Source organism: Paenarthrobacter ilicis, assembly GCF_016907545.1.
In the GTDB taxonomy this organism is placed as follows: domain Bacteria; phylum Actinomycetota; class Actinomycetes; order Actinomycetales; family Micrococcaceae; genus Arthrobacter; species Arthrobacter ilicis.
In genome coordinates this window covers 3,639,726-3,658,530 of record NZ_JAFBCD010000001.1, presented here as the reverse complement: position 1 = coordinate 3,658,530, position 18,805 = coordinate 3,639,726, and the positions used below count along the sequence as shown (strand labels likewise).

Here is an 18,805-nt window from a genome sequence, read left to right as displayed (position 1 = left end):
ATTCCGCACCCGCCCGTCTTTGTCCGGGCAGCACCAAGAGCCCCTGAGCCACCGAATCGTTGCGGTAGCTGAGGGGCTCTTGTGCGTCCGGCACTCCCGCCCCGCCGCATAGGCTTGCTGTATGACTTCCGCTGGCCGCTTCGCCCCAAGCCCGTCCGGTGAGCTGCACGTTGGAAACCTCCGGACGGCCATCCTTGCCTGGCTCTTGGCCAAATCCACGGGCCGCGACTTCCTGCTTCGCGTGGAGGACCTGGACCGTGCACGGGCCGGAGCGGAGGCTGTGCAGCTCCGCGATCTGGAGGCTGTAGGCGTGCGGTGGGACGCCGCCGTCGTGCGTCAGACGGAGCGCGGGGCGCTGTACGACGACGCAATCGATCGCCTCACAGCGGACGGGCGCACGTACCCGTGTTTCTGCACGCGCAAGGAAATCCAGGAGGCGCCGTCTGCTCCGCACGCCCCGCAGGGTGCGTATCCGGGTACGTGCCGGAACCTGGGCCCGGCCGAGCGGGCCATCCGGAGTGCGTCGCGCCCAGCGTCCATCCGTCTCCGATCCGAGGTCTCCGCATGGACTGTGGAGGACCGGTTGCACGGCACCTATACCGGCGTGGTGGACGATTTCGTGCTGCGGAGGAATGATCACGTGACCGCCTACAACCTGGCCGTGGTGGTGGACGACGCCGCCCAGGGAATCGACCAGGTGGTTCGCGGCGATGACCTCCTCCCATCAACGCCGCGGCAGGTGTATCTGGCCACGCTGTTGGGGCTGCCGGTGCCGGAATATGCGCACGTTCCGTTGGTGGTGAACCACGACGGCGTGAGGCTGGCAAAGCGCGACGGTGCCGTGACGCTGGGCGACCTTTCCGCGGTGGGACTCTCCGCCGATCGCGTGCGCGATGTGATCCTGGATTCCCTGGGGCTTCCGGCCGGACCGCTCTCCGCGGCGCTTCCGTTCTTTGACCCGGGGAAGCTGCCTTTGGAGCCGTGGGTGTGGAAAGCTCCAGCCCCCTGACGGCCCGGCCCTATACGCTGGCTGGATGCACTCACAGGTGGTCGCCCCAGGATTTGAACCCGTAGCCCAGCTCTTCGAACGTTTCCTCGCCCAGGACCCTGACTACTCGGCGCAGGTTGCCGCGTACCACCGGGGCGTCAAGGTGCTGGACCTCAGCGGCGGTCCCCACATCCGGGAAGATTCCGTCACCGGTGTTTTCTCCTGTTCCAAGGGCATGGCCGGGTTGGTCGTCGCGTTGCTGGTGCAGGACGGCCTGCTGGACCTGGAGGCCCGCGTGGCCGGTTACTGGCCGGAATTTGCTGCCAACGGGAAAGCCGGAATCACCGTTTCCCAGCTTCTTTCCCACCAAGCCGGGCTCTTGGGGGTGGAGGGTGGACTGACGCTGGAGGAGGTCAACAACTCCGAAATCGCCGCTGCCAGGCTTGCCGGGCTTGCTCCGCTGTGGAAGCCCGGCGCCGCCTTTGGCTATCACGCCCTGACCATCGGCATCTTCATGGAAGAACTGTGCCGGCGCATCACCGGATCCACACTCCAAGAGGTCTACGAACAACGGATCCGATCCGTGACCGGAGCCCACTTCTACCTGGGCCTGCCCGAGGCTGAAGAACCCCGTTTTGCACCGTTCCGCTGGGCAGCCGATCCTTCGTGGCCGTGGGTTGACCCCGCAAGCCACTTTGGCCTTGCCGCCAACTCCGCGGTGGGAGAGATCCTGGACCTGCCCAACATCCGTGAGGTGCGGGCAGCGGGCCTGAGTTCGGTGGCTGGGATGGCCAGCGCCGAGGGCATGGCGCGGAATTATGCAGCTGCGCTGACGGGACTTGCTGAGGTGTCCGGATCCGCCACGAGTGGTGGGCAAACCGCCGTCGAGCCTCTCCTGACGGAAGAGACCATCCGCAAGGTGAGCGCCGAGCAGGTGTTCGGCATTGACCGGGTGTTCGGGGAGTCCGGCTGCTTTGGAACTGTGTTCATGAAATCGCACAGCCGGATGCCGTTCGGCAGTTACCGCGCCTTTGGGCACGACGGTGCCAGTGCGTCGCTGGGCTTTGCTGATCCAGTGTACGGGCTCGGCTTTGGCTACGTTCCCCAGCAGGCAGAGCCCGGCGGATTGGGTTGCCGGAACTTCCAGTTGAGCAGTGCGGTCCGGCAGGTTATTGCCAGCTTTCCCGCGTAGTCTCACTGGGGACTGCGCCGCTGCCTTGACTTCCACAGATTGGAACCGCCATGACCATGACCTACACCGGCACTACTGCCCTCATCACCGGCGCCAGCTCCGGACTGGGTGCTGAGTTTGCTGAGCGGTTCGCCGCCAATGGCGCCAACCTTGTGCTGGTTGCACGCCGGGCGGAGCGGTTGGAGGAACTGGCAGGGAAGTTGCGCACCAAGCACGGAGTGACGGTGACTGTTTTGCCAATGGACTTGGGCAAACCAGGCGTGGGGCGTGAACTGTTCAAGGAGCTGGATGGTCGCGGAATCGCCGTTGACACGTTGATCAACAACGCAGGATTTGGCACCCACTCGCCTTTCGTGGAGGAAGACCCGGACGTTATTGCCTCGGAGATCTCCTTGAACGTGGCGACTCTGGTTGATCTCACCCACGCTTTCCTGCCCGGACTGATCAGCTCCGGCAAGGGCGCACTGGTGAATGTGGCCAGCACCGCCGCCTTCCAGCCGATTCCCGGCATGGCGGTTTACGGCGCAACCAAAGCATTTGTGTTGAGCTTCACCGAGGCCGTTGCCCACGAAACCAAGGCTTCGGGCCTCAATGTCCTGGCGCTCTGCCCCGGCGCCACGCGCACTGAGTTCTTTGATGTCCTGGGAAGCCAGTCCGGTGCTGTGGGTAAGATGCAAACGTCCGCCCAGGTTGTGGGCACCGCGCTCAAAGCCTTGGAGCGCAAGGGAACACCGGGAAGCGTAGTGTCCGGGTTGTTCAACCGCGTGGCCGCTGGGGTGGCGCAGCGTTTGCCGCGCGCTGTCACCGTAGCTGTTGCCGCCAGGGCCGTGCAGGACTGGTAAACGGCGCAAGCGGGCAACGGATAGCCTGAATGCGGGACAAGTCCACCTCATCCATCCGGAGGCCAGCATGACCGAACCACGATTTACCGTAGAAACAGCCCAAGTGCTTGCCGAGGTGGCGCATAACCGGCAGAAGGACAAACTCAAGCGCCCGTACCGTGAGCACGTGTTGGCCGTGGGTGATGCACTTGCTGACTTTGATGATGACATCCAGATCGCGGGGTACCTCCACGACATTGCCGAGGACACTCCCATCACCAGGCAGGCACTGCTGGACATGGGTGTCTCGGAGCGGGCGGTGGACATCATCGAGCGCGTCACCCGCCGCTTCCACGACGACCCGGATGATTACGACGCCGGCATCCGGCTGGTTGCGGAGGACCACGACGCCACGTTGGTGAAGATCGCCGACAACGCCCATAACTCCTTGCCGGAACGTGTCCGGGCCCTGGCGGAGAAGTGGCCGGACAAACCCCCAACAACCCGGTATGCCGATGCCCGTCCGGTGCTGTACGCGGCCGTTCCCCGGGAGGAAGTCGAGCTGATCCTGAAGCGGATCAACCCGCACCTGTTGCCTGAACTGGACCGGATCGCACCGGAATAGGACCCTCGATTCCCGTTGCGGGGCCCGCTCCGCGTGCTTGTCGGGGGATTTGGGGCGTAGAACGGGCCCCGCAACGCGAGGGGGATGGCTCAGCCCGCGGCGGTTTCCAGCCGACGGAGTGCCGCAGCCCGGCCTTTGTGCCCGCGCCGCTCGTCGTACACGATTGACAGGCCCAGCACGGCCATCATTTCCAGCATGCACAAGGGCACGGAGACGCCGGCAGCTGCCATGCCAATGCTGCCGGCTACGGCAACCACCACCACAGCCGAACTCAGCAGGAGCTCCCTGTCCGGACCCAGCATGATCGAGTACAAGGTGGTGAGTGAAACCTTGAACAGGATGATGGGCACTGCAATCGAGGCAATGGCTCCAGCAGCGGGGATCTGGGCTTCGTGGTCAATGAAGTACGCCGCAACGTGCAGCCCTGCTCCGGTGGCAGCGATCGCGGCGAAAACGAACATGTGGCCGTAACCGAAGACCCATGACCGGTGCCGCTGCACGTGCAGGGCCGGTCCCGCGGGCAGGATGAAGTAGATCCACCACATGGCAAAGGCCAGTCCGGTCCCGCCCAGGCCCACCAGGGCTGCGTCCATGGACCAGCCATGGGTGGCCACAATGGCGCGCAGCGTTTCGATGGCCCCAATAAGGCACTCGCCCAGCGCAATGATGGCCAGCAGCCCGTACCGCTCCGCGATGTGGTGGGCGTGCCACGGCGTCCGGATTTTCCGTTCCGCGAAGTAGGGAGTCGCCATCTCCAGCACGAACAAGGGCGCAGCCAGCAGGAAGGTGGTGAGGACGTCGGTCTCGATCACCAGCGCCAGGACCCAGCCGACTTGAACCACGGCCAGGTACTTGGCGTAACGGAGACACGTTTCCCGGCGCTCCGGATCCTGCCTTGCGGCACGCAGCCACTGGACGATCAGGGCCAGTCGCATCACGATGTAGCCAATCAGGATGGCCACGTTGTTCACGTGGTCACCGTCCACAATCGAGTGGAACATGGGCTCGATCCCCATGGCCAGAATCAGCACGCCCACCATCTGCACCATGGTGACAACACGGAATACCCAATCGTCGGTGTCGTAGGCGCTGGCGAACCAGGTGAAGTTGATCCACGCCCAGATCACGGCAAACATGGCGTAGCAAAACCCCAACAGGCCAGCAGCGAAGTGGGCTTCCGCCACCGCGTGCGCAAACTGGTTCCCCGCAACGCCGAAAGCGATGACGAAGGTCAGGTCGAAGAAAAGCTCCAATGGCGTGGAAGCGCGGTGCTTCTCATGAGGATCGCGGCCGCCCATCCGGGACAAGGCATGGCGCAGTGGATTCGTGGACATGTTTCATAGGGTAGCGACCCGGCAGGACTGCCGCCGAAATCGTGGGAATGCGTCGGGATCGCCCGGAAAGTTCCGGCGTACCCGCAGCATTCCCGCGAACTCGCGGAGAGGCAGCTTCTACACCCGTCCCAGTGCGTCGATGTCCTCCAGGAAGTCCTGGTGCACCTCCGGGCTCACGGTCGTCCGGGTGTCGGCGATCGCGTCGAGGTAGTCCTGGGTGACCGGTCCCTTACGTCCGTTGGACGCAAGACCGGAGCCGTCGTCGTACACCGCTTTTTCCAGCGCCCGCTGGGAGGCACTGCGGGCAGCGAACTCGATGTCCGCGGGGGAGAAGCCCTCGGTGCGGGACACCAGCAAAGGAATGTCCACTGCATCCACCACGGTTGCGGGGATGAAACGTTGCCACATGGCTTCGCGGGCGTGGACGTCCGGCAGTCCGATGGGAATCACGTAGTCGAACCGGCCGTGGCGCAGGAACGCCGTGTCCAGGGCCCGGATGAAGTTGGTGGCGCACACCAGCAACCGTCCGGGCTGTTCGCGGAACGCCGGGATGATTTTGAGGAGCTCATTGGTAACGCCCTGCAGTGGGGATGGCGGATCCCCGGCACGTTGGGACGCGATTTCCTCCACCTCGTCAATGAACACCACGGCGTGTTCCAGCTCGGCGATCTCCAGGAATGTCTCCCGCAAAGCACCGGCCAGGCCCTTGGGATCGGAGGCCAGGCGTGAAGGGAACACCTCAACGAACGGCCATTCCAGGCGTGACGCGATCGCCTTGGCAAAAGTGGTTTTGCCTGTGCCCGGAGGGCCGAACAGCACCACGGCCCGCGGCGGAACCACGCCGTACTCATCGGCAAGATCGGCCTCGGCCAGCGGCAGCACCAGCCGGCGTTCCAGGAGTTCCTTCTCGCGGCGCATGCCGGCCACGTTCTCCCAGAGGTCCCGCGCCAGGATGCGGCCGCCCAGCAGTCCCAGCGCCCCCAGTTCCTGCCGTTGCACGGGAATGGTCCGCTCGAAGTAGCGCAGGTTCTTCTTCACCACAAAGCCGCGGCCCAGGAATGCCTCCACGCGGGTCTCGGTTTCCGGCATCAGCGCGGACAACTTGTTGAGGCCGTGGGGTGCCATGCGGTTTTCGACGGCGGACAGCAGCGAGGTGCCTATGCCGCGTCCGCGGAATTCGGTCAGGGTGGCCAGGAAAACGATCCATCCTTGGTCATGGGCGGCACGTCCCACCGCGGCACCCACCACTTGTTCGCCCTGCACCGCCACCACGGCATGGTCCTTCTCGCAGGACGCCAGGACCTCGGACAAGGCGTACACCGGCTCGACTCCTTCGGCTTTCAGCGATTCCCAGAGGTGCAGGATGCCGTCGAGGTCGGACGAATGGAAATCCCTGATGCGCCAGCTGCTCATGGCCGTGTCTCCTTGGTAAATCTTGGTAAATCGCCGTTGATTCCGTTGGAGTTGAGCATAGGCGAACCGGGAACCAAGGACGTTGCGCCCCCGTTGCGTTACGTCACGCCTGCTGAACGGGACGCAACCGCAGTCCCTGCATGCCGCCGTCGACCGCCAATGACGTGCCGGTGGTGGAGCCGGACAGCGGGCTGGCCAGGTAAGCCACCGCGCCGGCAACCTCGGCTGCCGCCACCAGTCGGCCATGGGGTTGCCTGGCGTTGAGGGCTGCGCGCTCGCCGGCAGGGTCTGCGGCGGAATCCAGAAGCCTGGTGACCCACGGTGTGTCCGCCGTGCCGGGGTTGACGCAGTTGACGCGGATGCCCTCGCGGACATGGTCGGCAGCCATGGCCAGCGTCAGGGACAACACCGCACCCTTGGACGCCGAGTACAGCGCGCGCTGCGGCAAACCCGCGGTGGCCGCGACAGAACAGGTGTTGACGATCGCGGCAGCGGAGGATTGGCGCAAGTACGGCAGGGCGGCGCGGCTGACCCGGGCGATTCCCACCACGTTGACGTTGAGTACCCGCAGCCATTCGTCGTCGTGATTCGCGGCGATATCGCCTTGGGCGCCGATCCCGGCGTTGTTGACCACGATGTCCAGGCGGCCGAACTCCTGGCTGACGCGTTCGACGGCGTCCCGCACCGAGGCGTCATCGGCCACATTGCAGTACACGCCAAAGTGCGGGCTGGCTTCCGGGGCCAGGTCGAGTACCGCTACCCGCGCGCCTCCGGCGGCGAGACGGTCCGCGATCGCGGCGCCGATCCCGGACGCCCCGCCGGTGACCAGTGCTGCCAAGCCTTTGAACTCTTCGTTCCCGATGGCGGCCATGGTGTCAGGCCGTGGCCACAGCGGTGGGGCGGGAAGCTGTCGCCCGGAAATACTCTTGCCGCTGGCGGCCCAGGCCCTCGATCTCCAGTTCCACCACGTCGCCGGGCTGGATGAAGGGGAACCGGCCGGACATTGCCACGCCCTCGGGAGTGCCGGTGATGATCACGTCGCCGGGCTCCAGGACCATGTACTGGCTGAGGTGGTGGACGATCGTGGCGGGGTCAAAAATCATGTCCGCGGTGGTGGAATCCTGGCGGGCCTCGCCGTTGACCAGCGTCTGGAGTCGGAGATTGCCGGCATCGATGTCAGTGGCGGGTACCAGCCACGGACCCAGCGGAGTGGATCCGGGCAGGGACTTCCCCTTCGTCCACTGGCCCGCGGCGCCGGGGATCTGGTAATCGCGCTCGGAAAGATCGTTGGCCACGGCGTAGCCTGCGATGCAGTCCTGGGCCTCGTCCTCCGAGGAAAGGTATGACGCTTCCTTGCCGATCACGATGGCGAGCTCCACCTCCCAGTCGTATTTTTCCGATTCCGGCGGGATGGGGGCAGCATCGTGGGGGCCAGCGATGGTGTTGGTGGGCTTCAGGAAAACAACAGGGACCTCGGGTGGTGCAGCACCGGATTCGGCGGCATGCGCGGTGTAGTTCAGGCCGATGGCCACCACTGCTCCGGGGCGCGCTACGGGGGCGCCGATGCGCAGCCCGTCAGCGGAAATTTCCGGCAGTTTGCCTTTTTCCAGGGCTGCGCGGGTCCGTTCCAGGCCATCCGAGGCGAGGAATCCGCCGTCGATATCTGCCGTGAGGGACAGCAGGCTGAAGTATTTCCGGGTGCCGTGGGCGTCGGTGGCGATGACGGCCGGTTGTTCGCTTCCGGCAGCGCCCAGCCTGGCGAATTTCATGGTCATGGCTTCCTCCGTGCGTAGGGAACTAACATCCGAGCTCTAGTGTGGTGTTGTCACCCATAATACGGAAATGTGACCCGTTGACAAGGGATACATCCGATGTTTAGGCTCAGCGCAAGATTGCGTCTCACTTCAGGAGCCCCATGAGCGTCGTTACATCAGTGGATACGTTTGATATCCGCTTTCCCACATCCCTGGAACTGGACGGCTCGGACGCCATGAATCCGGACCCGGACTACTCCGCGGCGTACCTGATCATCGGGACCGACGCGGACGATGGGCACGAGGGCCACGGCTTCGTGTTCACCATTGGCCGCGGCAACGAGGTGGAAACGGCCGCGATTGCAGCGCTCCGGGACCACATCTTGGGCCGCTCCGTGGAGGACCTCCTCAATGACATGGGAGCAACATGGAAACTCCTGGCCCACGATTCCCAACTCCGCTGGCTGGGCCCGGAAAAGGGAGTCATGCACATGGCCATCGGAGCGGTGGTCAACGCACTGTGGGACCTCAAAGCCAAACGCGCCGGACTTCCCTTGTGGGAGTTGCTGAGTCGGATGGCGCCTGAGGAATTGGTTGCCCTGGTGGACTTCAGATACCTCACCGATGCGCTGACGCCGGACGAAGCCCTGGCCATCCTGCGGGCCGCTGAACCTGGCCGGGCGGCGCGGACAGCGGAGCTCCGGGCCGGCGGCTACCCCGCGTACACCACGACGCCGGGCTGGCTGGGGTACAGCGACCGCAAACTGACGCGCTTGGCCAAGGAAGCCGTGGCCGATGGATTCCAGCAGATCAAGCTGAAAGTGGGGGCCAACCTCGAGGACGACATCCGCCGGGTTCGGGCCGCCCGGGCCGCCGTGGGACCGGACATAAAAATCGCCGTTGATGCCAACCAGCGCTGGGACGTCCAGGAAGCAATCGACTGGATGGCCCACTTGGCTCCCTATGACATTGCCTGGATCGAGGAACCCACCAGCCCGGACGACATCCTGGGGCACGCAGCGATCGCCCGCGGGGTAGCGCCGATTCCGGTAGCCACCGGGGAGCACGTGCAGAACCGCGTGGTGTTCAAGCAGATGCTCCAGGCCGGTTCTTTGCAGGTGCTGCAGATCGATGCTGCCCGGGTGGCAGGCGTCAACGAGAACATCGCCATTCTCCTGCTGGCCGCCAAGTTCGGCGTCCGGGTCTGCCCGCATGCCGGGGGCGTTGGCCTCTGCGAAGCCGTGCAGCACCTGTCCATGGTCGATTTCATTGCCGTTTCCGGGACCAAAGAAGGCAGGACCATCGAATTTGTGGACCACCTCCACGAACACTTCGTCACCCCCGTGGATGTTCACCACGGCTCCTACTGGCCGCCGGCTGCTGCGGGAGCCGGGAACCAGATGCTCCGTGAAACACTGGCCGCATACAGCTTTCCCGACGGCCCCGTATGGAAGGACGCGCGTTGATCCAGCACGCACCATGGTTCGAAGAGGCACGTTTTGGCATGTTCGTGCACTGGGGCATTTACGCCCTGCCCGCCCGCCACGAGTGGGTCATGAACCGGGAGGAGATCAGCGTTGAAGCCTACGCGCAGTACTTCCGGCGTTTTGATCCGGATCTCTATGACCCCAGGGAGTGGGCCCGCGCCGCGAAGAACGCGGGAATGAAGTACGTGGTCCTCACCACCAAGCACCACGATGGCTTCTGCCTTTGGGACTCGGCGTTGACGGATTACAAAGCCACCAACACGCCCGCCGGCCGCGACCTGATCACGCCCTACGTGGAAGCGCTGAGGGCCGAAGGCTTGAAAGTGGGTTTCTACCACTCCCTGATTGACTGGCACCACCCGGACTTCACCCTTGACGGGGTACACCCGCAACGCAACACGGCCGACGTCGAACGTTTCAACGCCGGGCGGGACATGGCTCGCTACCGCGAGTACCTGCACGGCCAGGTGCGTGAGCTCCTCAGCAATTACGGCACCATCGATTACCTGTTCTTCGACTTTTCCTACGCCGGCCTGGGCGGGGAGGAATTCTGGGGCGGCAAGGGCCGTGAGGACTGGGACTCGCAGGCGCTGCTGGCCATGGTGCGTGAGCTGCAGCCGGGGATCGTGGTCAACGATCGCCTGGATATCCCCGGGGACTTCGTCACCCCCGAGCAGTACCAGCCAGCCGGTCCCATGATGCTCGACGGCGACCCACTCACCTGGGAGGCCTGCCAGACCCTCAACGGAAGCTGGGGCTACGACCGTGACAACCTGAACTACAAGTCCGTGGATCTGCTGATCCGGATGCTGGTGGATGGTGTGTCCAAGGGCGGCAACCTGCTGCTCAACGTAGGGCCCACGGGCAGGGGAAACCTGGACCCCCGGGCGTTGGCATCACTGGCTGGCATGGGGGAATGGATGAAGCTCCATGGACGCGCCGTTTACGGCGCCGGACCCTCCGCATTCACGGCGCCCCCCGATGCCCGCTACACCCAGCGCGGCGATTGGCTCTACGTGCACCTCTTTGCCTGGCCGTTCGAGTTTGTGCACCTGCCCGGGCTGGCAGGGAAAGTGGACTACGCCCAGCTGCTCAACGATGCCTCGGAGGTATTCCTCCGAGAAGTGGACCCCGAACAGCAGGCCATGAACCTTACCCCCGGTGGCCAGCCGCCGGGAACACTGACCATCAAGCTTCCAGTGCAGAGGCCGGACGTTGCCGTTCCCGTGCTGGAGCTGTTCCTGAAAGCAGGTGCGGACGATGAGTGAGTCAATTGCCCTCCACACCCGGCTCAAGCCAGGAAGTGAGGCCGAATACGCCGATGCTCACGCGCACATCCCCGCGGAGCTGGTTACTGCCCTCAAGAAAGCAGGCGTCCTGAACTGGCGGATCTGGCGCAGTGGGCTGGACCTTTTCCACGTGGTGGACGTGGAGGATTACCAGGCCATGCGGCATGCGCTCGCCGACCACCCTGCCAACGTCCCTTGGCAGGCCACAATGGCTGAACTCCTGGAGGTCCAGGACGATTACTCGGGGCAGGATGCGGGTATCCACAAGGTATGGGAACTGCCATGAGTGCATTGGGTGCCGGCCAACTGGGAAAGCTCGGCTTTGGCGGGGCCGGAATCGGGAACCTGTACCGCGCCATTCCAGACGGCCAGGCACTGGCCACCATCCTGGCCGCGTGGGATGCGGGAATCCGGTACTTCGACACCGCACCGCACTACGGCCTTGGCCTTTCGGAGCAACGGCTGGGTGCTGTCCTCAGGGACAAACCCCGGGATGAGTTCGTCATCTCCACCAAAGTGGGCCGTTTACTGGAGCCCTCGGCAGGGTCGGGACGGGATCCTGAAGGTTTTGACGTTCCCGCGGACAAAAAGCGCGTGTGGAACTTCTCGGAGGCCGGCATCCGGCGCAGCATCGAAGATTCCCTCGAACGGCTCGGCCTTGACCACGTGGACATCGCGTACCTCCATGACGCGGACGTTCATGACCTCCAAGCGGGAATAGCGGAGGGCCTGCCGGCCTTGGAGAAGCTCAGGGCCGAGGGACTGGTCAAAGCCATCGGCGTGGGACTGAACTCGGCGGAAGCTGCCTTGGAATGCGTCGAAGCCGCAGACCTGGACCTGGTGATGCTCGCCGGACGGTACACGCTGCTGGAGCAGCCCGACGTTCCCTTGCTGAGCCGCTGTGTGGAGCGCCGCACCGGCGTCGTCAACGTTGGCGCCTACAACTCCGGCCTGCTGGCCAATCCCGAAGTCCCTGACGACGCGCATTACAACTACCAGCAGGCGCCGCCGGCCGTCCTGGAACGGGCACGGGCGCTCGCCTCGGTGTGCCGGGACTTCGGCGTTGAACTTCCGACGGCGGCCATCCAGTTCCCGTTGCGGCATCCGGCGGTGGTGAACGTGACAGTTGGAGCAACCACCCCTCAACAGGTTCAGACCAATGCGGCCCGGATGGAGGAACCCCTCCCGGAAGGGTTGTGGGCAGCTTTGGAGGCTGTTGGCCGTGATTGATTCACACGTGCACCTGTGGAACCTGGACACGTCTGTCACCGGCGGCCAGCGGCAATACTCATGGCTGGGACCGCAGCACGGGGCGCTGTTCCGGAGTTTCGGCGCTCACGAAGCGCAGGAGACGCTGGAGGCAGCAGGAGTCCGCGGCGCGGTGCTGGTTCAAGCGGACGATTCCGTGGCTGACACGGAGAGCATGCTGGCAGTGGCCCGGGATAACCCCTGGGTGCTGGGCGTGGTGGGCTGGGTGCGGCTCGATTCGCCTGCGGTTGCCGCTGACCAGCTGGACCGGTTTGCCGCGCAGGAGGCCTTCAGGGGAGTGCGGCACCTGATCCATGACGATCCCCGCTCCGACTTCCTGGACCTCGCCGCAGTGCGGGAGTCACTGGGATTGCTGGCCCGCAGGGGTTTGGCCTTCGACGTTGCCGATGCGTTTCCGCGGCATCTGGACAGTGCCGCGCGCTTGGCCCGTGACCTTCCGGAGCTGACGGTGGTGTTGGACCATCTGGGCAAACCACCCGTGGCTGATGCCGCAGCGATGGACCTGTGGCTCAACGGTTTCCGTGCTTTCGCCGGGGAGCCGAACACGGTGGCCAAACTGTCCGGACTGCATCTGGCGGGCGTCGACTACACCGCCCAGGCTCTGCGGCCCCTTTTCGACCAAGCACTGGACTGCTTCGGTGCCGAGCGGCTGATGCTGGGCGTCGACTGGCCCGTCAGCACACTCGGCGCTCCTTACGGCCGGACCCTGGATGTGCTCCTGGAACTGGTGTCCACGTTGAGCCCGGCGGAGCAGGACGCTGTGCTGGAGGAAACTGCCATCCGCACCTACGGCTTGGCGGTCACACCGGTCCCACCGGTCACACCGGTCCCACCGGGTGCCGGGGTTTAGAGCGACTGCCGGAGCCAGTTCTCCACGCCGCTGACGTGCACAGTCACCAGCGCTTTCACCAGCTCAGCATCCCCACGCTCCAGGGCGTCCACGATTGCGTGGTGTTCTGCAAGGGTGTGCGCCACTGCCTTTTCCTGGGTCAGGCCGCGCCAGATCCTGGCCCGGACCGTGCTGCTGGAGAGAGCTTCCAGGAGGCTGCCCAGGTAGTCGTTTCCCGCGGCCTCAGTGATAATGCCGTGGAATTCGAGATCGTGGGCCACCAGCTCCTGCACGTCCGTGTTCTCATCGATCCCGTCCATGGTGCCGCGAAGCCTGAGGATCGCCTCGGGGGTGATCTTGCCGGCAGCCAGGTGCGCCGTGGCGGGCTCCAGGATCCTGCGGACTTCAAAAAGTTCAAGGATGGAACGGTCCTGGTGGAGGTCAACCACAAAAGCCACGGCCTCGTTGAGCAGCTTGGCATCCAGGCTGGTCACATAGGTGCCATCGCCGCGGCGGACGTCCAGCACCCGGATCAGCTCCAGGGCCTTCACAGCCTCCCTGAGCGAACTCCGCGACAGGCCAAGCCGTTCGCTCAGTTCCTTCTCGGGCGGGAGCCGGTCTCCGGCCTTGAGTTCCCCCCGGATCAGCATGTCTTTGATCTTGCTGATCGCCTCGTCTGTGACAGCCATGGACCAATACTAGTCAGGCAAGTTCCGATGTCTGCCTCCGCCACGTCCGCACCTCACTCCGCGTCTGTCACCCGGCTGGGACGGTAAACGACGACGGCGGCACCGCCGGTTCCGTTGTTACGGAACCTGGTGCCGCCGTCGTGAGCTGTTGGACGCTGCTACTTGTCTCCGCCCGGGAGGGGGCGGTTGGCGATCACGGGTGCACTGCCCGTGAAACCGTCGCGGGTAGCTGCGAGCTCGTGGATCTGCTTACGGCACAGGAACCAACCCCACACCATGAGAGCGCAGGCGATCGCGGTGACCAGCATGGTGAGAGGGGACTCGATGAACACCATAATCAGGACGCCCGCAAGGAAGACCAAGGACAACCAGCCCGTGTACGGGGCTCCGAACAATCGGAAGGATGGCCGCTTGACCCACCCCTTGTCCGACCAGCGCTTCAACTGCATCTGGCAGAGGACGATGGTGGCCCAGGTGACGATGATGCCCACGGAGGCCACGTTCAGGACGATTTCGAAGGCGTCGGAGGGCACCAGGTAGTTCAGGGGAACACCGAGGAGGGAGACGCCGGCCGTGATGGCGATGCCGCCGTAGGGAACACCGGCCTTGTTCATGCGCTGTGCGAACTTGGGAGCCGAACCTGCAACGGACATGGAGCGGAGGATGCGGCCGGTGGAGTACAGCCCGGCGTTCAGCGAGGACAACGCGGCGGTCAGCACCACGAGGTTCATGATGACGTCCACGCCCTGGACACCGATGGAGCCGAAGAACGTCACGAACGGGCTGACGCCCTTCTCGTAAGAGGTGTACGGCAGCAGCAAGGCCAACAGGATGACGGAACCGACGTAGAACACTGCGATGCGGAAGACCACGGAGTTGATGGCCTTGGGCATGATCTTTTCCGGATTGGGGGTTTCGCCGGCCGCGGTACCCACGAGTTCGATCGATGCGTAAGCGAACAGCACACCCTGCATCAGGATGATCATGGGCAGGACGCCGTTCGGGAAGACGCCACCGTTGTCGGAGATGAGGCTGAAGCCAACCGTTTGACCATCAACCGGCGTACCAAAGATCACGAAGTAGGTACCCACCAAAAGGAACGCCACCAAAGCAGCGACCTTGATCAAAGCGAACCAGAACTCCATTTCGCCGAAGACCTTCACGGAAACAAGGTTCAGGCTCAGCACAACCACCAGGGCGATCAAAGCCCAGGCCCACTGAGGCACGGCACCCATCCACGGGACGTATTTGCCGAAGAAGTTCATGTAGAGCGCCGCTGCGGTGATGTCCACAATGGTGGTGGTTGCCCAGTTGATCCAGTAGAACCAGCCGGAGATGAACGCTGCCTTCTCGCCGTAGAACTCGCGGGCGTAGGAGACGAACGAGCCGGAGCTGGGGCGGTGCAAAACGAGCTCGCCCAGTGCACGCAGGATCAGGAACGCGAAGAAGCCACAGACCGCGTAAGCGATGACCAGGGAAGGTCCGGCCGCGTTCAGGCGCCCACCGGCACCGAGGAACAGGCCGGTGCCGATTGCTCCGCCGATGGCGATCATCTGGATCTGGCGGGGCTTCAAGTCCTTGTGGTAGCCCGCGTCCTCTTTGTGGAGCGACTTCTCGTTGGCGTGGGCTTGGGGTGGGACCGTGTGGTCCGTGATGGGGTTGGTCATTGGAATCCTTTGGGGTGTCCTGTTGGGGCTGCCTTGGGCGCGTCCGGCTTGGGATCCGGGCACACAAAGCATCGCCACGTGGGGGTGGGCCTCATGGGGCGGGACGGCTGGCTAAAGCCGATTCATTCTGGCCAGTTTCGGCCTATTTGCTGAGATTTGCCAGACGTTCGGGGCTAAGAAGTTCCTCGAGCTGGGCTGCCGTCAGCAGGCCATGCTCCAGGACGAGTTCCGCCACGCCCTTGCCGGTGGCCAACGCTTCTTGGGCGATGGCGGTGGCGGAGGCGTAACCGATATGGGGGTTCAATGCCGTGACAAGACCGATCGACTGCTCCACGGTAAGCCGTAGCCGTTCGGTGTTTGCGGTGATGCCCCGGACACAGCGAGCCGTGAGGGTGCGACAAGCCGCTTCCAGGTGGGAGATGCTCTTGTGCAGGCTGTGCACAATGATGGGTTCGAAGGCGTTGAGTTGGAGCTGGCCGGCCTCCGCGGCCATGGTGACGGTGACATCGTTCCCGATGACTTCGTACGCCACTTGGCTGACCACTTCCGGGATCACCGGATTGATCTTGCCAGGCATGATCGACGAACCGGACTGGACAGCCGGCAGGTTGATCTCGCCCAAACCCGCACGCGGTCCGGAGGACAACAGGCGGAGATCGTTACAAATCTTGGAGAGTTTCACAGCCACTCGCTTCAGCACGCCGGACAGGTGCACAAACGCACCAACATCCTGGGTGGCCTCGATCAAGTCAGCGGCGGTGATGAGGGGCAGGCCGGTGATCTCGGCGAGGTGGCGGCACGCGGCGTCCGCGTAGCCCACCGGGGCGTTCAAACCGGTGCCGATGGCCGTTGCACCCAGGTTGATCTCGTGGATCAGCATGTGGGACTCGTCCAAGCGCGCCCGGTCCTCGCCGATGGTCACGGCGTAGCCGCCGAATTCCTGGCCCAAGGTCATGGGAACGGCGTCCTGCAACTGCGTGCGGCCCATCTTGACGACGGTCCGGAATTCCCGGCCCTTCTCGGCAAAGGCAACTTCCAGCTCTTCCAGGGCCTCCAGGAGTTCCTTCACGGAGAAGATAGTGGCCAGGTTGACCGCCGTGGGGTACACGTCATTGGTGGACTGGCTGAGGTTCACGTGATCGTTCGGGTGCAGCTTTGAGTACTCGCCCTTGGGGTGGCCCAGGATCTCCAGGGCACGGTTGGCGATCACCTCATTGGCGTTCATGTTGGAGCTGGTCCCGGCTCCACCCTGGATCACGTCCACCATGAACTGCTCGTGCAGCATGCCGTCCATGATGTCCTGGCAGGCCTGCTCAATGGCGCCGGCGCGCTCGGCGTCCAGCAGGCCAAGCTCGTGGTTGGTGCGTGCTGCGGCCTGCTTGACCGCGGCCAGGCCACGGACGAGGTGCTTGTTGGTGGAGAGTGCCTGCCCGGTGATGGGGAAGTTCTCGATTGCCCTGAGCGTGTGGACGCCCCAGTAGGCATCCGCGGGGACGTTGCGGTCACCCAGGAGGTCATGTTCGGAACGGAGGGGGATCGCCTGATCGACGGTGGTCATAGCTGTCCTTGCTTAGTTCTTATTGAAAATTTTGGCCGCGCGGAGCTCCCCGACCGGGAGGCCACCGCCCAACACGGGTGGGCTCTGGAGCGTATCCAAGCTGCCGCCGTCGATGCCCAGCGCGCGGAGTACTTCAACGGTGACCGGCATGCGGGCGCGGTCCCCGCCGTCGGAAATCTTGACTGCCACACCGGTGCCGTCCGGGAGGCCTACCAGCTGGAGGCCTTCAAAACCGTCCTTGGCCAGCAACCCCGGGACCGCACGCATGATGGCGGTGACATCGCGGCCCTCGCCGGCCACCATTTCCGGGAAGCGGCGCATGGCGTGCGCTACTTTGCCTTCATTGGAGTCCTCATCCGCAGCGGCCAAGCGGCCGTAAGCGCGGGCCATGCCATTCAGCGAGTGCGCAAAGAGGGGAGTCCCGCAGCCATCGGTGCTGACTGCCGCAGCTTCCTCGCCGGTCAGTTCCGTGATGGTGTCACGGACCAGGACCTGCAACGGGTGCTCCGGGTAGAGGTATCCCTCAACCGGCCATCCATTGATGACACAGACGGCAGCCATGGATGCGTGCTTTCCGGAGCAGTTCTGGGCAATGTGCGTGGGGCCATTACCGGCACGGAGCCATTCCTCGCGCTCCTGGACGCCGTAGGGAAGATCCGTGCTGTTGGCCATGGCTTCTTCAGTGAGGCCGTGGAGTTTCAGGATTTCCCGGGCGCCTTCCTGGTGCATCGCTGCGCCCGAGTGGCTCGCCGCAGTGAGCGCAAGAAGATTTTGGGGAAGGTCAAGGCCTGCCTTCAGCAATGCGACGGCCTGCATCGGTTTCAGGCTGGAGCGGGGGTACATGGGGGCTTCGGGCTCGCCTGCGGAAGCTGTGATGCTGCCATCTGCGGCGACTGCAACCAACGAGCCGTAGTGGACGCTCTCCACCAAGCCGTCACGGGTCACTTCGACCAGTGGGACGTGGCGGGGCGCTTCGATTTCCGGTGCGTGGGCCTCTTGGGCCGGTGCTGTGGGGACGGGCATGGTGTCCTTTGAATGGTTCATTTGCTGAGAATCGTGTCCAGGGCAACGCTGACTGCGTTCAAGTGGTCAGCCATGGCGTTGCTGGCGGCATGGGAATCGCCGGACTCGATCGCCTTGAGGATGGCAACGTGTTCTTCGTCCGAACGCTTCTGCCTGTCGGCCACCAGGTTCAGGGTTTCCGACTGATGGGCCAAGGCTTCGCGAATATCCGACACGACGCTGGCGAACACCCTGTTTCCGCTGGCACGGGCCACCGCCGAATGGAAACTGGCGTCCAGGGACACCCATGCTTCCGGGTCGGTCTCGTTGAGCATCTCCTGGACGATGTCCTTGAGGTGCTCGAGTTCTTCGTCCGTCCTTCGCTGTGCTGCGAGGCCGGCTGCGGGGATCTCGATGTGGGGACGGGCCTCGTTGAGATCACGCGCGCTGTACTGACCCAAGGTAAGGTCATTTGCAACCTTATTGGCCACGATGAACGTGCCCTTGCCGGTCTTGGTCATGGTCAGGCCCAAGGTGTTGCAGGACCGCAGCGCCTCACGGATGACGGAGCGGCTCACGCCGTACTGCGCTGCGAGGGTGGCTTCCGAGCTCAGCTTGGTGCCAATATCGAATTGGCCGCCCTCGATCGCACGCCGCAACGCTGCGAAGACCGCTTCTGCCGCGGAGATGCGGGAGATCGGCGTATGTGCAGCGGCGTCGCCCGGAAACTCGAGCTGTCCAGCTGTCCGGCTGTCTGACAGGTTCACGCTTTGAATATGGCACGGGTCACAAGCGGCTGTCAACGCTGAAAGGACTGCTTCACGGTTTGGGGTCCGTCAGTTGCGATTCAGGCCGAACTTGCGGGTCATGAGAGCGGCTTTGCAGTGG

At 64.1% G+C, this 18,805-nt stretch carries 18 protein-coding genes; 9 read left to right on the top strand and 9 right to left on the bottom strand.

Going from position 1 to position 18,805, the window contains the following annotated elements:
* Positions 1 to 121 precede the first annotated feature (121 nt).
* The 4 genes from gluQRS (at position 122) to JOE60_RS16675 (ending at position 3,626) form a co-directional block, all read left to right on the top strand.
* Complete coding sequence (gene gluQRS / locus JOE60_RS16690; RefSeq protein ID WP_167268745.1) at positions 122 to 1,009, top strand: tRNA glutamyl-Q(34) synthetase GluQRS; 888 nt, start codon at positions 122 to 124, stop codon at positions 1,007 to 1,009.
* A 25-nt stretch (positions 1,010 to 1,034) separates the two neighbouring features.
* A complete protein-coding gene (locus JOE60_RS16685) occupies positions 1,035 to 2,180 on the top strand; it encodes a serine hydrolase domain-containing protein (RefSeq protein ID WP_167268747.1) in 1,146 nt (381 codons plus the stop codon).
* Positions 2,181 to 2,230: 50 nt separating this feature from the next.
* Positions 2,231 to 3,022 (top strand): SDR family NAD(P)-dependent oxidoreductase, encoded by a 792-nt coding sequence (locus JOE60_RS16680; protein ID WP_167268749.1) that lies wholly within the window; start codon positions 2,231 to 2,233, stop codon positions 3,020 to 3,022.
* Positions 3,023 to 3,089: 67 nt separating this feature from the next.
* On the top strand, positions 3,090 to 3,626 hold the full coding sequence (locus JOE60_RS16675) for a phosphohydrolase (RefSeq protein WP_167268752.1): 537 nt from the start codon (positions 3,090 to 3,092) through the stop codon (positions 3,624 to 3,626).
* A gap of 89 nt (positions 3,627 to 3,715) precedes the next feature.
* Here the strand turns inward: JOE60_RS16675 and JOE60_RS16670 are convergent, their stop codons facing one another.
* The 4 genes from JOE60_RS16670 to JOE60_RS16655 all read right to left on the bottom strand — a co-directional run bounded on the left by JOE60_RS16670 (position 3,716) and on the right by JOE60_RS16655 (position 8,148).
* On the bottom strand, positions 3,716 to 4,960 hold the full coding sequence (locus JOE60_RS16670) for a low temperature requirement protein A (protein WP_167268754.1): 1,245 nt from the start codon (positions 4,958 to 4,960) through the stop codon (positions 3,716 to 3,718).
* A 117-nt stretch (positions 4,961 to 5,077) separates the two neighbouring features.
* Positions 5,078 to 6,373: an ATP-binding protein gene (locus JOE60_RS16665; RefSeq protein WP_167268757.1), complete on the bottom strand. Its 1,296-nt coding sequence runs from the start codon at positions 6,371 to 6,373 to the stop codon at positions 5,078 to 5,080.
* 103 nt (positions 6,374 to 6,476) lie between these two features.
* A complete protein-coding gene (locus JOE60_RS16660; protein ID WP_167268760.1) occupies positions 6,477 to 7,244 on the bottom strand; it encodes an SDR family NAD(P)-dependent oxidoreductase in 768 nt (255 codons plus the stop codon).
* Between the two features lie 4 nt (positions 7,245 to 7,248).
* On the bottom strand, positions 7,249 to 8,148 hold the full coding sequence (locus JOE60_RS16655) for a fumarylacetoacetate hydrolase family protein (RefSeq protein ID WP_167268768.1): 900 nt from the start codon (positions 8,146 to 8,148) through the stop codon (positions 7,249 to 7,251).
* A gap of 140 nt (positions 8,149 to 8,288) precedes the next feature.
* Here JOE60_RS16655 and JOE60_RS16650 point away from each other — a divergent pair, with 140 nt between their 5' ends.
* Genes JOE60_RS16650 through JOE60_RS16630 form a run of 5 tightly spaced genes read left to right on the top strand, consistent with a single transcriptional unit; the run spans position 8,289 to position 13,022 of the window.
* The gene (locus tag JOE60_RS16650; RefSeq protein ID WP_167268769.1) at positions 8,289 to 9,593 is read left to right on the top strand and encodes an L-fuconate dehydratase; all 1,305 of its coding nucleotides are present in this window, start codon (positions 8,289 to 8,291) and stop codon (positions 9,591 to 9,593) included.
* The gene (locus tag JOE60_RS16645) at positions 9,590 to 10,882 is read left to right on the top strand and encodes an alpha-L-fucosidase (protein ID WP_167268771.1); all 1,293 of its coding nucleotides are present in this window, start codon (positions 9,590 to 9,592) and stop codon (positions 10,880 to 10,882) included. The genes JOE60_RS16650 and JOE60_RS16645 overlap by 4 nt, the downstream gene beginning before the upstream one ends.
* Positions 10,875 to 11,189, top strand: coding sequence for an L-rhamnose mutarotase (locus JOE60_RS16640; protein ID WP_167268774.1), 315 nt, complete (start codon positions 10,875 to 10,877; stop codon positions 11,187 to 11,189). The genes JOE60_RS16645 and JOE60_RS16640 overlap by 8 nt, the downstream gene beginning before the upstream one ends.
* Positions 11,174 to 12,133, top strand: coding sequence for an aldo/keto reductase (locus JOE60_RS16635; protein WP_167268777.1), 960 nt, complete (start codon positions 11,174 to 11,176; stop codon positions 12,131 to 12,133). Before JOE60_RS16640 ends, JOE60_RS16635 begins: the two co-directional genes overlap by 16 nt.
* The gene (locus JOE60_RS16630; RefSeq protein ID WP_167268779.1) at positions 12,126 to 13,022 is read left to right on the top strand and encodes an amidohydrolase family protein; all 897 of its coding nucleotides are present in this window, start codon (positions 12,126 to 12,128) and stop codon (positions 13,020 to 13,022) included. The genes JOE60_RS16635 and JOE60_RS16630 overlap by 8 nt, the downstream gene beginning before the upstream one ends.
* On the opposite strand, the gene JOE60_RS16625 is transcribed toward JOE60_RS16630, so the two are convergent.
* The 5 genes from JOE60_RS16625 to JOE60_RS16605 form a co-directional block, all read right to left on the bottom strand.
* On the bottom strand, positions 13,019 to 13,690 hold the full coding sequence (locus JOE60_RS16625) for a FadR/GntR family transcriptional regulator (RefSeq protein WP_167268781.1): 672 nt from the start codon (positions 13,688 to 13,690) through the stop codon (positions 13,019 to 13,021). The two genes, JOE60_RS16630 and JOE60_RS16625, sit on opposite strands and share 4 nt — an antisense overlap.
* 158 nt (positions 13,691 to 13,848) lie before the next feature.
* Positions 13,849 to 15,357, bottom strand: coding sequence for an amino acid permease (locus JOE60_RS16620; protein WP_167268783.1), 1,509 nt, complete (start codon positions 15,355 to 15,357; stop codon positions 13,849 to 13,851).
* A 142-nt stretch (positions 15,358 to 15,499) separates the two neighbouring features.
* A complete protein-coding gene (gene aspA / locus JOE60_RS16615; protein ID WP_167268785.1) occupies positions 15,500 to 16,915 on the bottom strand; it encodes an aspartate ammonia-lyase in 1,416 nt (471 codons plus the stop codon).
* 12 nt (positions 16,916 to 16,927) lie between these two features.
* Positions 16,928 to 17,959 (bottom strand): asparaginase, encoded by a 1,032-nt coding sequence (locus JOE60_RS16610; protein WP_239528895.1) that lies wholly within the window; start codon positions 17,957 to 17,959, stop codon positions 16,928 to 16,930.
* Entirely contained in the window at positions 17,956 to 18,684 is a 729-nt protein-coding gene (locus JOE60_RS16605; protein WP_167268787.1) for an FCD domain-containing protein, read from the bottom strand. The genes JOE60_RS16610 and JOE60_RS16605 overlap by 4 nt, the downstream gene beginning before the upstream one ends.
* Between the last annotated feature and the right edge of the window lie 121 nt (positions 18,685 to 18,805).